Here is a 14414-nt window from a genome sequence, read left to right as displayed (position 1 = left end):
TTTTAATGCGATGGTGACGAAAAGAAATAGGAGGCAATCTTGTATGGCTGATGAAGATGCAATGTTGGCGAAGATTCAAGCAGTCTGGGCACAAACCGGTGCGCGGGACAAGGCGCGGTATGCCGAAGAGCGGGTGCCCGAAAATGTTCACTGGGAGACGGAATATCGGTATGAGAATTCGGCTGATCCCCAGCAGACGCTGAATCTGTATTATCCGGCGAAACGGCGGAATGCGACATTGCCAACTGTGATTGATGTGCATGGCGGCGGCTGGTTTTATGGCGATCGGAACCTCAACCAAAACTATTGTCGTTACTTGGCGAGTCAGGGTTACGCCGTGATGGGAATGGGTTATCGGCTATTGCCGGATGTTGATGTTCGCGGTCAGATTCAAGACATCTTTTCAAGTCTGCGCTGGTTGTCACATTATGGCCCTCAGCGCGGGTTTGACCTTGACCATGTCCTCTTGACCGGCGACTCGGCAGGCGGCCATCTAGCGTCCTTAGTTGCCTGCATTCAGCAAAGCGAGGAGCTGCAAGAACTCTTCGGGGTTAGCCGGGTTAATTTTAACTTCACCATGGTGGCTTTGGTCTGCCCCGTGGCTGAGCCAAGTAAACTGCCAGAAGCGGCCGGTGATATGAGTGAGATGGCGTCGTTTTATCTGGATAAGCTCAGCGGCGGTGATCAGGCATTAGCGGCACATTTGAATTTCTCGCAAGTAGTTAAGGGCTTGGACTTGCCGCCATTCATGCTCATCGGCGGCCAAAATGATAGTTTTTACTTACAAAGTCAGGCCTTGCTGCAAGTCTTCGATGCCAATAAAGTCACCTACACGACCAAGCTATGGCCTGCCAGTGCTGGACCGCACCTCAAGCACGTCTTCAATGTCCAGCACTGGGAATGGCCGGAAAGCATTGAAACAAACCTGGCAATGTTGCGGGCTTTTGATGACCTGAGCAAGCAACATGATGAAGCCGAGGAAAACGAATTTGATTAGGTAACGTTTAGCGAATTGGTGAATCACTGGCCAATAGCCACGAAAAAACGCTTGGATGAGATTACGGCATCCAAGCGTTTTTTGCTGCGCAGATTGATTGAATGGGCTCTAAAAGAAAATATCCAAGAACCGCTTGACGTGCGCCTGATACGCCGCCGGATTGACCCAGTAGCTTTCCGCATGTGCAGCGCCGGGAACGATCCACAACGCTTTGGGGCCAGCTGAGGCAGCATAATTCTGACGGCCCATTTCGGTTGGCACGTAAACATCATTAGCGCCATGAATGACGAAAAGCGGCAGATGATTGTGCGTCAACGCTTGGCGAACATTCACAACGCGCAGGGGATAGCCCAGCCGTCGGTAATTGATAAAGCTTGCCAACGGAACCAACGGCATCGGTGGTAAGTGGAACTGCTTTTTGAGCAAATACGCTAACTCGGTTTCGACATCCGTGTAGCCGCAATCTTCAATCACGGCCTTGACTTGCTTAGGCAGGCTAGGCTCGCTGGCGACTAACGAAACGGTTGCGCCGCCCATGCTGGTGCCAAACAGCAGTAACTTCGCGTCATTGCCCAAGCGGTCGAGAATGCGTTGCAGCCAGCCGAGGTAGTCAAGCCGATCCAACCAGCCAAAACTGATGTATTCGCCATCTGACTCGCCATGGCCGCGATCATCCGGCAACAAAACGTTGAAGCCTAGATCGTAAAACATGTGGGCAAAGTTACTCATGGTGATGCCGGTGCCCTTGTACCCGTGACCGATAATGACGGCCTTTTTACTGCCGGGATGTGGTAGCCAGAGTGCTTCGAGACGCTGGTTGTCCGGGGCCGTCATGTGCCAGGCTTCGATATGGCGCTGACTTTCAACCCAATGGACGTGACTGTAATATAACGGGGCGTATTTTTGCATGGAGCTGCGTGCGTCCGGAATATAATTAATTCGGCGAAATGCATATTGATAAAAACGCTCAGCAGTTGCTAAGGTGCCCGCTGACAATAACAACGGGGTTGCAAGGCCGATCAAATGGCTTTGTTTCATGATAAAGAGGCCTCCATTTCCAAGTCTTGCAGTTGGATCAAAGCATGGCAAATGCTAAAGCTAACGTTGGCTGAAGCCTTGCTTATGAATCTGCAAATGTTCTGCTATCACTTTAACTCATTAGATAACCAGTCGCAATTTCTTGTTTTTTCTCGTATAATGACGGTGCAGACCGTTAAATATGAACAAGGGAGAAATCGATGCACGAATTAAAGTTGTTCAGTCTCAATGGTAATCGTCCATTAGCTGAAAAGATTGCGGAAGAAGTTGGATTACCGCTGTCGCCCGCGAGCGTTAATCACTTTGCCGATGGTGAAATTCAGATCGAATTGCCGGAAAGTGTTCGTGGTGCTGATGTTTATGTGATCCAGTCAGTCTCTGATCCGGTTAATGAGAACTTTATGGAACTCATGATCATGGTTGACGCTTTGCGCCGCGCCAGTGCACACCATATTAACGTGGTCATTTCATATTATGGATACGCGCGTGCTGATCGTAAAGCGCGATCACGGGAACCGATCACTGCCAAATTAGTCGCTAACATGCTGGAAATGGATGGCGTCGATCGCATTGTGGCAGTCGAATTGCATGCCGACCAGATTCAAGGGTTCTTTGATATTCCGGTTGACCATCTCAAGGCCCACCGGTTGATCGGAGACTACTTCAAGAAGCTGAATCTCGGCGACAATGTTGTGGTCATTGCACCAGATCACAGCGGCACCAAGCAAGCGCGGGCGTTAGCAGAAGAGTTACATACGCCCATCGCCATCGTGGACAAGCGGGATCAGGATCACATCGGCGTCATCGGGAATGTTGAAGGCATGCACGCCATCATCATTGATGACCTGATCGACACCGGTGACCGGATCGTTGACTCCTACAAGGCTTTAAGCGAAGCCGGCGCCCTCGACATCTACGCCGCCGCAACCCATGGCGTCTTCTCACGCGGCGCGGTCGACCGAATCAAACACCTCGGCTTGAAAAAGGTCGTCATCACCGACACGATTCAACTCGACCCCAAGCACCAATTCGAAGGACTCGCCCAAGTTTCCGTCGGGCCAATGCTGGGCAAGGCGATTAAGTTGATTAATAGTAATCAGTCGATTCATGTTTTGTTTTAAAAAGGCTAAGCTATCGGTTTCAGGAGATGCGTCCCGTCTTGCTGAGACCGATTTTTTTGTGCAAGCGTTAGTTTTTGACGATTTAGGGTTAATCGACAACTAGGAAGCGCAAAAAGGTGCTGCAGCCACAGAATGGGGACTATTGCGGCCGGAGAAACAGGCATTAAAGCAATTTTCCTTCAAAAAAGTTTGTAAAACACTTGCGCCAGTAAGGGGTACATGATATTATATTTAAGTCGTGAAGCGCGACAGGCATAAGTCAATGGGTGGTTAGCTCAGCTGGCAGAGCAACGGACTCTTAATCCGTGGGTCCAGGGTTCGATCCCCTGACCACCCAGAATAGCGTTATCAACCAGTAGCAAACGTTGTCAAAACAGCGTCGTTACTGGTTTTTATTTTAACCAGATTGTCATTGGTTGTCATTGATTATCAATAAAAGAAAACCACGAGAAAACCACGGAATTCATTTCTGCTAGGCAGGCGGTGGCCGTCCATTATGGGCGGCTATTTTATTATCTCTTGTTGCTACTGTATGTTATACTGTGTTCGTCTATAGAGACAATATAACCAAAAAGGAGGAATTATCATGCATTTTCTTTGGGCTTTAATTGTTGGTGCTATTATTGGTGCAATTGCTGGTGCTATCACTAGCAAGGGCAAATCGATGGGCTGGTTTGCTAATATCATCGCAGGGTTAGTAGGTTCTGCTATTGGTGAAGGGCTTTTAGGCCATTGGGGGCCACAACTGGCAGGAATGGCTTTAATTCCGTCAATTATCGGCGCAATTATTGTTGTTGCCGTAGTCTCCTTTTTTGTTGGCAGATCAAAAGACTGATAGGAGGCCATCTTTATGGACGCTTTAAAAGCTGCATTTAAGTTTATGGTTGCTAGTACTCTCATCGTTGGCGGTGTTTTAGTTGCAGGTACAGTCTTCGCAGCTAAGGGCATTGATAGTGCTGGAGATAAACTACAAGAAAAGCTACATGACTAACACAAAATAGCCACTTCATTATGAGGTGGCTATTTTTGTGCCAGTAACTGGTTCTGATATTCGTTGTCTAGTTCAGCCACGACCGTACCTCAAGGAACAGTCGTTGAATTTGTGTCAGAACGCGTCTGCCAGCGCCGTATTAAAAGTGGGTTTGAGCCGCTTAAAACTTTTTCAGCACACAAAAAACGGGCATCTCTGCCCGCCAATTGAAAACGACAAGTCACGTAGTCAGCTTCCAAAGCAGAACGATCTGCTAAACAAGAAACTGGCTATTTTTATGACCAAAGAGGTTAGTGTAATGATGATACTGTACTGCCTGGATTTCAGCGAGGCAAAAAGTAACCTGGTCTATAAAATGCGCCACCGGTTAGCTATGCCGTGCGTCGGTTAAAACGGATCTACCCGCTTATCGCCTAGGACTGTCTTAATTATATCATAACCTTTTGGCTATTGATACTATACGTTTTCCGTAAACAGTCCTCTTAACTGCTGGATCATGCTAACCACTGAATAAGGTGGCTCTTGGCTTGCTGTGGTAACTGCTCCACGATTCTGATACCAGAATTCGGTCAACATGGCCACGGCAATATCAAACTGCGAGTACGCTTGTAACTCATCAATTGCCGCTGTGCTGTCAACGGCATTGTGAACATAGTCTTGCGCCGCTGTCAGGTAGTTGCTGATCAAACTATCATCAGTATTAGTTTGCACACGCAGGCTATTTTTAATGTCATTAGTAGTTACAGTCATGTGCTCATCTCCTTATAAAAATAGGGGCGTACCCTAAGGCACACCCCCCACTAAATTATGCTTTTGGCGTGGCTGCTACCGGTGTGATGTCAACAATTCGAGCAGCGTCTGGATCAACCACTTCATAGTCGTTGCGGATGACCACGGCCAGTCCCTGAGAATAGCTATCGAACCGTTCCCATTGAGTGTTGACTTCGTTCTTTTGGGCTAAGAAGATTGCTTGAGCAAAGTCACCAATGATGATCCGATAGGTGCCAGCCTTATCAGTAGGAAGCACCTTATTAGAAATGACGATCACTGGTGCCCCGAACAGTTGCTTGCCTGATGGTGCCGTGATTGAAGGTTGTAACAAGTATCGGCCTTCGCTGTCTTTCAGGGTATCAAGGTAGTTAAATGCGTCCTGATTGACGATGACGGACAGAGACAGTGCTGGATCTAACTCAATATTGAAGGTTTGCTTGATGTCATCGAGACCAGTACCCGTGATGTGCTTGAAGTTATCGTTGGTTCCCGTCTTGCCAGTCAGAACGCTGATAATGTTGCTATTGTCCGTGTTTTGTACCAGCTTCTTGAGTTGATTCTTAACCTCGGCAACAATATCAACTTCACTGTCTTCTACCAGTTCATTAGACAGATAGATCTTGCCAGCACGGGTAGCAACCTTATAGTCAACACCGCGGAATATAGTTGAATCGATCTCTGGAATGTCTGCGAGTTCTGCCTTGGTGGCTAAGATACCATTGTTAGTGAGGGCAATCGGATATGTGCCGACTGGGGTACCGACCTGCTTAACCGTGACGTATTTAGCCAGATCGTAATCAGATTCTTTTAGATCGAATACGTCTTCGATGACTTCTTTAGGAACGACTGCACCGGCAGTGGTTGTCGTTAAGCCGTCACGTTGTTCACCCATGCTGCGGATGTAGTCTTCGTAAGCGCGAGATTCGGTATGTTCTTTGTTGTCGATAATTGTCTTTTCAGTCATGGTTTTATCTCCTTTTTCTGGTTGTTCAGTATTAGTTTTTAGCCACTCAGTGTAGCTGCGTTTGTCCACTTGGACGTTGGTATCGTCATACGCTGGAATAGCTACCAGTGAGACGTCAAACAAGCTCTTTACTTGCTTGATGGTACGGATAACTTGCCCGCTGTCGTCTTTAGTGAATGTGTCACCGTCTGGCGCAGCATTGAAAGTAAAACTCATGGCTGACAGATTACCAGCTTGGACGTTGTTATAGGCATCGTTGGCTGTGGTCGTATCGGGTAAGGTTGCTTCAAATTGCAAGCCTTTATCATCCACGTTTAAGGTCAAGGTGCCAGCCTTGGTGCTGGCTAAGACTTGGCTAAAATCATGGTTAGAAACCATATAGACGTCTGACAAGTCCACATTGTCGAACGCGTGTGGGTCAACGACTTCTTTAAAGCCACCTAGGTCTTTACTCGGGCTATTGAAAACTACTGCATAACCACTTAGTTTCTTTGGACCGCTAGTGGTGTCGTTCTGTTGCTGTGTGTCTGGATTGTCTTGGTCTTGACTGTCGTCTGCTGTGGTAGGATCAGCGGCAGTTAGATCAGCGTCAGGATTCAGGCGCTTTTCTACGTCATCTTGATTCATTAGACGTACTTCCTTTCTGTTTATCTTGATAAGTGACAAGGTTGCTTAGTGGCGTGTAGTTCAGACTGGCCATAATATCATCTCCACCGGTAACTGGGGGTAGGTTTAACCTAGCTCGTGCTTCATTAGTGGTCAGAATACCGCCTTGCAGCCCCTTAACTGCTAGTTCTTGCATCGTTGCTGGGTCTGCACTGAACAGCTTGTCAGTGTTGAAACTGAATCGATTATCGCCAGTCGAAAGTTTAGCGTCCATCTCACTTGTGAAGCAGGTAAAATACTGGATCAGTGTGTTTTGCAGATAAACCAAATTCGACTGTATGGCATTAGAGTGCTCGCTTTCGATACCCAGCCGATCCAGTGGTAACCCGAACGCTTTGGCAATCTGTTTCGTTGTCCAATCGCTAGAATTGACTAGATTCAGCACGTCAGTATTAACTTGGAGTTGCTTGTAATCCATATCATTGTCTAGAATGATGGTCTTGAGGGCATTATCACCACTGTTGGCAGCTTCAAATTTATTGCGGATGTTTTCTTTGGCCTTGGTGTCTAACTGGGTCTTGTTGACCTTAAGAATGCCTGTCCCTTGGACACCGGAGTTAAAGAAACCTTTCAGCAACGCATGCCCAGACTTTTGTACCCCAACCTCATCACGGAGGCTATACAGTGGCGATAGTCCTTTGTAACCGTCTTGTGTGAAGCACTTGAAGTGTAATACCTCGCTGGCATTTAAACGCTGTGAGCGGCCACTGTCAGACGTGTATTCGTAGCTGATAATGCCGGTTGCATTATCTTGCTTAACCACCATTTGGCTGTTGGGGACTAACTCGAATCCAGTGACTTGTCCGCTAGGATTTTTGGTAACCCGTGCAAAGCTGTTACCATTCAGCAGCATGTTAGCAGCTAGGGCAAACTTGAATGCCCACGCGGTCATGTGGTCATTGGGTGCTTTGTTAAGGAGCACGCTGATGCGCTTGTCACTGTACTCAATCGGATTGGTTGCAAGATCACTGGCAATCACGCGCACGGCCGTAAACACGTCCGAATTACGTAAAGCACCAATTCCCACATATAAGCCGCTGTCATTACTGGTCATGCTGACAAGCGCATCTAAGAACGGGTCGCTGTTGTCATCGCGTGGTTGTGTTGTGTCATTCGTGAAAAAGCTCATTGTTTCACCTCCCTTTGTTGAAGTTGATAATGACTGCGACGGAGATCAGAGCCGTGCCGACTGCTAACATACCAACACCAAACCCGAACAGCCACCAGATACCGACAACCATACAGATCAGTCCCAGTAGTAACAGAACGGTCTGCACATTAAAAACTAAAGTCATCGCTCGAATAAAAGTCATTGTCTGCTACCTCGCTTTCCTTGCTTTGATTCATTGCAATTGTGTAAGCATTCATTAGTGCGGCTATTGGATCGATCTTCGTAGCGTTGTGAGCCTTATCGATCAGTGGGTTGTTGTTGGAATCGTATTTCAGAATAGCGTTGTTCACCGCATAGGCCAGTAGTTGGTTGTCTGCATGCTTGATGAGGCCGTTAAAGAGATCATCACGGAACCGCACCGTTGGTATTGACAATGTGAGCCTACCTTGGCGAACTTCGACCATTGGCATATCTCGTTTTTCAAACTCTGGCAGTAGGTAATTAAACGACCATGGATCGTAACAGATGGCGCGCACGTTCCACTGGTTCCGTTCGATCAGGTCGAGAATGAAGCGCAAAACTTCGTCATAGTCGATCATGCCGCTATCAAGTTTGGTAATGCTACATTCGCCACGACTGGCACCACTGATGTAATCGAACCCGTCACGCTTTATCTTTTCTTCCAGTCCGTACTTCGTTCCCACGAATGAGTGGCTGTCGGCATACAGGTAGCCATCTTCTGGAACCAGCCACGAGATACTAGTCAGGTCGCTAGACTTGGAAAGGTCAAGCCCGATATACACGTCCTTGTCTCTGGTGTCTGGTGGCTCGATAGTGGCTTTCTCCCAGTCGTCCAGACTGATGTAACTGTCTGCTCTAGCTGATTGCCACATGTTGAAGTTCTTGACGAGAACTGGCCTTAGGGTTCCTTGCTTGGCTGCTAGATCAACATCAGCTTGCAAGCTAGGCCGCATTGTCTTCGCTCTTTCAGCATTAGCCAGTAGTGGATTTGACTTCTCCCAAGTCTCTGGCGCAAAGGCTTCATCCCGGTTGTCACTTTCGAATATGGCAATAAAATACCGATCTGCTTGTTCGCGACCGGTTAAGACTTTGGAGACAAATTTATATTCTTTATACATAGGGCCATTCAGGTCTGGCCCCGTGGTCGAGATGACGGCTAGTAAACTGTTGTCGCTGTTGATCTGGCCTGATTTGAGTGTTCGCAGAATCTCATCATTACGAGCCAAGGCGAGCTCATCGATCACGGCCAAATCGCTCTGCATGCCATCTAGGCTGTGCAGATTAGACGCAATCGGAAAGGCTCTGCTGTTGCTCGGCAAGTCAATGATCTCGTTGCGGTTAATCTTCAAACGTTCTCGCACAGAGGTAGAAACTTTCCAAACTTGACGTAAGCCGCTAGACAACATATCGAATGCTAAGTGTGCTTGATCGAATGCGTTGGCTGTATAGACGATCTCTCGGTTCATGGCTGGCTTGTTCTCCATGAGGAGATACAACGCGCCGAGGCAGGCCATTAGGTACGATTTACCGTTCTTTCTAGCCATCGATATATAGGCTCGATCATAACGACGATTGCCGGTTGCCTTGTCTCTCCAACCGAACAGCTCTGATACCAAGTATTTTTGGAAAAGTTCTAGTTTGAGTGGTGACCCATCACGTGCCGGCATCAGTTCGATAAACTCAATGGCTTTGTTGGCAAAGTCCTCATCAAAGTAATACGGCCACGGATTCTTTTTGCGCTTGCTGGCTTTCAAGTCTCTGCGATAACGTCTCGCTGCTTGCTTAATCTTTTTACAAGCAACAATCTCACCGCTTAGTACCTTGTCTGTGTATTCAGTCGCATAGTTCATGATGACATCAGATCCGCGAACGGATCGTAAGGCTTCTTCTTAGTCTCATTCTTCACTGCCAGCTTTGCCCGACTGTAGACTGACAAGCCAAGCAAGTCATCAATGCGGATCATCTGATTAGTGGCATCAAGTTTCATTTTGACTGCTGGGTTAGCTTTCACACTATCGGCGGTGTCAACCATCATGCCTTGTTCTTGAACCAGCTTGGCAGCTTTCTGAATGTCAGAATAGGCTTGGCAATGACTGGCAATCAGAGCAGCATCTAGTTCACTAACTGGAATGTCTTTTTTGAGCAATGGCACAATACGCTGCCATTCAGTCACTGCATAGTCATCAAGCCATGCGGGGGGCTGGTCAACTAATTCTTGATAGGTGAATAGTGATTCTTCCATTTCGCGCCGGTCTGCAAGCTTCTTTTTGCTCATTGCGCCGCGCATTTGCGTAATAGATTTCAGTGGTGCTCCCATCTCGATCACGTCCTTTCATTATATTTACTATTAGACTTATCTAACTTAATTATAACACATAGTACCAAATACCCATGATATATTACGGTTATCACGGATTTTCAACAACGAAACTCCTATGCTTGGTTCCCAAGACTAGATGACCTAGCCCCCGTATTTATGTGGGGGTAGCGTGCCGCGTCTTCTACTTTCGTTTTGGTTCCGTGGCAGGCATTACACAGACTTTGTAAGTTGCTCTCGTCCAGTCTGCGGTTCCAGTCCACACGTATCGGCACAATATGATCTACCACGTCAGCTTGCACGTATAACCCCTTTGCTTGGCATCGTTCACACAGTGGATGTGCTAGACGATACGAGTAAGACAGCTTGCGCCACGCTTTGGACTTGTAGAACTTAAAGTAACGACCACCGATTGCTTTGCGATATGCATAGCGTTCGTTGTCGGACGCTCGTGGTTCTGGCTGGTGTTTATCACAGTACCGTTGATTGAACGGCACCATAGTGTTGCACCCAGCATGGTTACACAGCTTCATAATCACGCCAACACGCCTGCCGTTTCTGGGTTGTGCTTATTGTCTCGATATAGGATCCGGACAGTCAGCATGTCATCAGGTGCGTTGTAGACAACGAAGCGCTCTATATCGTGCTTGTGTAGCAGCATAAATATTGCCACTGCATGATTGACCGTTGTACTGATACCAGTGTACTCAAATTCTTTCATCGTTCTAAGCTCCTTTGGTTGTCTTCTTTAGTGTCACAACATCGAATGCATTGGGATCATCATCGTAGGCAATAGACTGAATCGCGTACAAGGTGCCATTGAGTTTTACCTGTGTGCTGTCATCTATCGCGTCAGTGTGGCGTACTACGATCGATATAGTGTCCGCTAGGTCTGTGCCCGTGATCTGGTATGTCTGTGTAACAGTGCGGTTATATGACCCATAGAACAGGGTGCCAGTCGGCGTAAATGTAGAGATGTTAATACCTGCGCCAGTCCTGCGACTAACTGTCTTGCCGATTTCAGCCACCTTATTCAGGCGGGCAATTGAATAGTTCTTCATGTGATTAACGCTCCTTAATATCTCTTATCCTTGACAAGATCAATCATGCGGTCAATTGAACTAATAGTGTCACTTGCTGAGGAGCAAAGTTCATGGTATGCAATGTGGCTAATGCTTCCATATGAAGATCGTGTCAATAGATTAACGTGTGAGAATTGAAAACCATCTGACATTTCAAACGTTGGATATACTTCAATTTCATAGCCTTCACGTTGCTTAACAATGATGAACCAATCTTTTGGTGTCATGCTACGAACTAAGTAGCGTTCTTTTACAAGCGCCCCAAGTTCAGCCCATTTGTCTCGATCGTGTTTAACGTCTACAAGTGCTGCTTTGCGATATGCTGTTTTTGCCATTTCAATTTCTCCTTGTAAGTAGTTTTAAATTTGTTTGTTTTTTAAGTGTCCCACGTGTCCCGGGCTTATAAACGTTGATTTATAGGAGTTTGTCTGGGACAGCAGACATGTCCCACATATGTCCCGAGCTGTCCCGCACATGTCCAAATTAGGACTTGGGACAGTAGTGGGACACGTTGGGACAGCACTGGGACAGGTGACTTGTCCCAATAAAACGTTGATATACAGGCATTTGTAGCACTGGGACAGGTGGGACAGTAGAAAAACAAACACTTTACTTCCTGACGTATCCTCTTGAACGCTGACCATTGATTCGCACTCGTTCACGATCCCACCCATCCATGTTATCCATGATGAGCTTGATACGTTTTGCTTCCGATCCAGTACGACCCATCAAATAACGGTCAACTGATTTGTCGAACACCACTTCCATGATCTCTCTGGTCGTGGTTTGTTTCAGTGGTTGTAATTCTCCAGCATCCAAGTGCTGTTGTAACCAAGTGGCCACCTCGCCGTTATGGTCAATATGAGTGTGAAAGAAGCTGGCCTTCAGGCTCAATGACAGCTTTTCCCAATTTGATGGTACTTTCATGTTGAGGAAGTCTTCGATGGCCTCTTTCATAGGATCAACGGTCTCAGCTTCTTGTTGATATGGTTTAGCCAGTTGCATCAGCTTATCATCAGCAAAGACACTCTCACCTGCATCCACCCATGTTTTGACCTCTGCCAGTATCTGATGGATATCGTGGTCAATCTTCGGTACGCTTTCTTCATTGCGCCATACGGTCTTTGTGGGCTTTGTAACACCGCATTTGATAGGGAAGAAACGCCGCTCACCAGTTGCGTCCTTCAAGTAGTCCTGTTGATTAGTGCTGCCAATGAACACGCACTTGCGTAAATGTGGGTAAACATAATGGCTGTAACTCCCTCGGTATGAATCAGACTGGGCGCTGACGAAGCTCTTAGCTGATTCAATCTCGGTCTTTTTCATAGCGGAAAGCTCGCCTAGTTCCATGATCCAGTTACCTTGCAGCTTCTTATAATCTTCGTCCGTTTTGCCCATTGATTTTAATGAATCGCTGAACTTTTTCGGGAATAAGTTACGAGCAGCCGTACTCTTGCCAAGTCCTTGTTTACCTTCAAGAATTGGAACGATTTCAAACTTGCAACCGGGCTGATAGACGCGTTTTACAGCCCCAGCTAACCATTTACGAGTAACGGCACGGGTATATTCATTGTCCTCGGCACCTAGATAGTCGATGAAGTAACGTTCTGCTCTAGGGGTACCGTCCCATTGTTCAGCTTCGATCCAGTCTTTAACCGGATTAATTGAATGTTCCTTGCCAACAACAACCATGGCATCTTGCTCATTCTGCTTGCTAAACAAGAGATTATGCTTACGCTCCATATATGATCTGACGACAGCGTCATCTTCATCAGTCCAGAAACCCTTACGAATCGGCAATCCTTTAACGCCTTTTGTCTTGATAAGCATCTCTGAAAAGTCGTCCCAAGCAACGACATTGGCGAAGACTGGATCATTATCAAGTAACAGTTGAATATTAACGACTGAGTCTTTTCTAATGCCACCATTGCCGTCAAGTTTAAGGTCATTGCGCCATTGCTCTTGGCCTGTAAAATCAACGTTGACCACTTTATTGGCTTCTTGCTTAATATCTTCGGGCATCGCTTTAACCAACCGCACGCCTCCTCTCTTCGGCTTTCAATACTGACTTGAAAATCTTATTAACTTCGGCTTCTGCCAGGGGTGTATCTAGATAGTTATCATTAGTTGTAAACAGCAGGTTATATACTGTCTGCGGTTCTGCACCAGTGAAAAACATTTTGCCAGCAATCTTGGTCAGAAAGTCATTGCGATTGCCGGTACTAGTGCCGTTCACTATTTCATCTAGCAGCTTTCCTGTCCATCGTTTGCCTCGATAAACTGTTGATCCACCAAACACTGGGTTAGGGTGGTTGACACGTTGGATTTCATCTAGTAACCACTGAGGCGCTGGTGCTAATTTGGTGATCTTGTGCCCTTTGAGTGGCTGATACATGCCATTCTCGCGAATGCTAGGGAAAACTGGTACACCAGTCGCAACATAGTCGAGGCCGGTTTTTTCGCCATTCTTAGAGAACAGATCTGATCGACTGGTTAGCTTCAATTCCTTGGGATAGGTGAAGAAGATATGGAGTCCACCGTTTGGCGTTGTTTCTATATAGGTAGATGGAATTTGATCAGCACGACCATCAGCGCTCAATTTAGCCAGCGTCTCATTGCCATTAGCCTCGCTTTTATGCCCCATATCAATGTCAAACACCAGCACACCATCAAGTCCCAAGCCAATATTGTAGTTAGGATGTTCGCCCCACCATTTCTTGGCCTGTTCTGGGTCTTTGGTGGCATCTTTGTACCCATGCGAACCAGCAAGTGGTGTTCGTGTCTCTGGCGCAAGTGGATAGACTGCGAAATTATGCTGCTGATAACCAAGCGCTACTTTAAGCACGTCTACCATCGGCCGCATCTCCCTCCATAAGTAGACGGCGAGCATCAATAATCATGTCAGCGACTGTGTCGGCCAGTGCTGATTGCTGTTCATCGTTGATCTGATGTCGCAAGATATTCACCATTGCACTTGTATCGCTCAAAAGTGCCTGTGCGGTTGTATAGTAATCTTTCTTCATCATTTGTCTGCCTCATCAATCGTTGCCAAGCTGCTATCAACGTATTCTTGAATTGGTCTCAGGAGTGCCATCCATGTATAAAATGATCGATTAGCCTCATACGCGAGTCGCAATGCCTCTGTTTGTGTATGATTTTTTCTATAGTAGCAAACCAGTTCTTCAATACTATCTAACTGATCACGAAGGGCTTCTAGAAGTCCTTTTGCAGTGCTGAGGTTCAAAGACGCCATATCTAAATCAGGCGCTTTGGTGCTATTTGAAACATTCTTCATATTAATGCCTCCATTTTCCTTGACAAAAACATCGAATCGA

At 46.8% G+C, this 14414-nt stretch carries 20 protein-coding genes and 1 tRNA gene; 6 read left to right on the top strand and 15 right to left on the bottom strand.

The window, feature by feature from the left end; translation table 11 throughout:
- Positions 1 to 43: 43 nt before the first annotated feature.
- Positions 44 to 997: an alpha/beta hydrolase gene (locus tag LACZS1_RS14020; RefSeq protein WP_070651075.1), complete on the top strand. Its 954-nt coding sequence runs from the start codon at positions 44 to 46 to the stop codon at positions 995 to 997.
- A 108-nt stretch (positions 998 to 1105) separates the two neighbouring features.
- Here the strand turns inward: LACZS1_RS14020 and LACZS1_RS14015 are convergent, their stop codons facing one another.
- The gene (locus LACZS1_RS14015) at positions 1106 to 2035 is read right to left on the bottom strand and encodes an alpha/beta hydrolase (protein WP_010490385.1); all 930 of its coding nucleotides are present in this window, start codon (positions 2033 to 2035) and stop codon (positions 1106 to 1108) included.
- Positions 2036 to 2235: 200 nt separating this feature from the next.
- On the opposite strand from LACZS1_RS14015, the gene LACZS1_RS14010 reads away from it, so the two are divergent.
- The 5 genes from LACZS1_RS14010 (at position 2236) to LACZS1_RS13990 (ending at position 4538) form a co-directional block, all read left to right on the top strand.
- Positions 2236 to 3156: a ribose-phosphate diphosphokinase gene (locus LACZS1_RS14010; RefSeq protein WP_047106768.1), complete on the top strand. Its 921-nt coding sequence runs from the start codon at positions 2236 to 2238 to the stop codon at positions 3154 to 3156.
- Between the two features lie 264 nt (positions 3157 to 3420).
- Positions 3421 to 3493: transfer RNA gene (locus LACZS1_RS14005), tRNA-Lys, on the top strand.
- A 249-nt stretch (positions 3494 to 3742) separates the two neighbouring features.
- A complete protein-coding gene (locus LACZS1_RS14000; RefSeq protein ID WP_003568375.1) occupies positions 3743 to 3991 on the top strand; it encodes a GlsB/YeaQ/YmgE family stress response membrane protein in 249 nt (82 codons plus the stop codon).
- A 15-nt stretch (positions 3992 to 4006) separates the two neighbouring features.
- Positions 4007 to 4147, top strand: coding sequence for a hypothetical protein (locus tag LACZS1_RS13995; protein ID WP_101512320.1), 141 nt, complete (start codon positions 4007 to 4009; stop codon positions 4145 to 4147).
- A 37-nt stretch (positions 4148 to 4184) separates the two neighbouring features.
- On the top strand, positions 4185 to 4538 hold the full coding sequence (locus LACZS1_RS13990) for a hypothetical protein (protein WP_306402887.1): 354 nt from the start codon (positions 4185 to 4187) through the stop codon (positions 4536 to 4538).
- A gap of 65 nt (positions 4539 to 4603) precedes the next feature.
- Here the strand turns inward: LACZS1_RS13990 and LACZS1_RS13985 are convergent, their stop codons facing one another.
- The 14 genes from LACZS1_RS13985 to LACZS1_RS13920 all read right to left on the bottom strand — a co-directional run bounded on the left by LACZS1_RS13985 (position 4604) and on the right by LACZS1_RS13920 (position 14374).
- Positions 4604 to 4897 carry a head-tail connector protein gene (locus tag LACZS1_RS13985; protein ID WP_003574397.1) on the bottom strand — a complete coding sequence of 98 codons (294 nt, stop codon included), beginning with the start codon at positions 4895 to 4897 and terminating at the stop codon, positions 4604 to 4606.
- A gap of 55 nt (positions 4898 to 4952) precedes the next feature.
- Positions 4953 to 6509 (bottom strand): phage major capsid protein, encoded by a 1557-nt coding sequence (locus tag LACZS1_RS13980; RefSeq protein WP_306402886.1) that lies wholly within the window; start codon positions 6507 to 6509, stop codon positions 4953 to 4955.
- Positions 6496 to 7677 (bottom strand): phage portal protein, encoded by a 1182-nt coding sequence (locus LACZS1_RS13975; RefSeq protein ID WP_306402885.1) that lies wholly within the window; start codon positions 7675 to 7677, stop codon positions 6496 to 6498. Before LACZS1_RS13975 ends, LACZS1_RS13980 begins: the two co-directional genes overlap by 14 nt.
- A gap of 4 nt (positions 7678 to 7681) precedes the next feature.
- Positions 7682 to 7861, bottom strand: a complete 180-nt coding sequence (locus tag LACZS1_RS13970) for a hypothetical protein (protein ID WP_003604811.1) — start codon at positions 7859 to 7861, stop codon at positions 7682 to 7684.
- Entirely contained in the window at positions 7827 to 9530 is a 1704-nt protein-coding gene (locus LACZS1_RS13965) for a terminase large subunit (RefSeq protein WP_306402884.1), read from the bottom strand. The genes LACZS1_RS13970 and LACZS1_RS13965 overlap by 35 nt, the downstream gene beginning before the upstream one ends.
- Positions 9527 to 9997, bottom strand: coding sequence for a phage terminase small subunit P27 family (locus tag LACZS1_RS13960; RefSeq protein WP_306402883.1), 471 nt, complete (start codon positions 9995 to 9997; stop codon positions 9527 to 9529). The genes LACZS1_RS13965 and LACZS1_RS13960 overlap by 4 nt, the downstream gene beginning before the upstream one ends.
- A gap of 116 nt (positions 9998 to 10113) precedes the next feature.
- Positions 10114 to 10536, bottom strand: a complete 423-nt coding sequence (locus tag LACZS1_RS13955) for an HNH endonuclease signature motif containing protein (protein ID WP_260367041.1) — start codon at positions 10534 to 10536, stop codon at positions 10114 to 10116.
- Complete coding sequence (locus LACZS1_RS13950; RefSeq protein WP_306402882.1) at positions 10533 to 10718, bottom strand: hypothetical protein; 186 nt, start codon at positions 10716 to 10718, stop codon at positions 10533 to 10535. The genes LACZS1_RS13955 and LACZS1_RS13950 overlap by 4 nt, the downstream gene beginning before the upstream one ends.
- A gap of 4 nt (positions 10719 to 10722) precedes the next feature.
- On the bottom strand, positions 10723 to 11058 hold the full coding sequence (locus LACZS1_RS13945) for a phage head closure protein (protein ID WP_126353041.1): 336 nt from the start codon (positions 11056 to 11058) through the stop codon (positions 10723 to 10725).
- Between the two features lie 14 nt (positions 11059 to 11072).
- The gene (locus LACZS1_RS13940) at positions 11073 to 11414 is read right to left on the bottom strand and encodes a hypothetical protein (protein ID WP_306402881.1); all 342 of its coding nucleotides are present in this window, start codon (positions 11412 to 11414) and stop codon (positions 11073 to 11075) included.
- Between the two features lie 274 nt (positions 11415 to 11688).
- Positions 11689 to 13113 (bottom strand): virulence-associated E family protein, encoded by a 1425-nt coding sequence (locus tag LACZS1_RS13935; RefSeq protein ID WP_306402880.1) that lies wholly within the window; start codon positions 13111 to 13113, stop codon positions 11689 to 11691.
- Positions 13106 to 13933 (bottom strand): bifunctional DNA primase/polymerase, encoded by an 828-nt coding sequence (locus LACZS1_RS13930; RefSeq protein WP_306402879.1) that lies wholly within the window; start codon positions 13931 to 13933, stop codon positions 13106 to 13108. The genes LACZS1_RS13935 and LACZS1_RS13930 overlap by 8 nt, the downstream gene beginning before the upstream one ends.
- Positions 13917 to 14105, bottom strand: coding sequence for a hypothetical protein (locus LACZS1_RS13925; RefSeq protein ID WP_005690510.1), 189 nt, complete (start codon positions 14103 to 14105; stop codon positions 13917 to 13919). The genes LACZS1_RS13930 and LACZS1_RS13925 overlap by 17 nt, the downstream gene beginning before the upstream one ends.
- Positions 14102 to 14374 carry a hypothetical protein gene (locus LACZS1_RS13920; protein WP_306402878.1) on the bottom strand — a complete coding sequence of 91 codons (273 nt, stop codon included), beginning with the start codon at positions 14372 to 14374 and terminating at the stop codon, positions 14102 to 14104. Before LACZS1_RS13920 ends, LACZS1_RS13925 begins: the two co-directional genes overlap by 4 nt.
- Between the last annotated feature and the right edge of the window lie 40 nt (positions 14375 to 14414).

It is taken from the genome of Lacticaseibacillus zeae subsp. silagei (assembly GCF_030770335.1).
GTDB classification, from domain to species: Bacteria; Bacillota; Bacilli; order Lactobacillales; family Lactobacillaceae; genus Lacticaseibacillus; species Lacticaseibacillus zeae.
The sequence above is the reverse complement of the archived record's forward strand: the minus strand, read 5'-3'. Positions and strand labels throughout refer to the sequence as shown.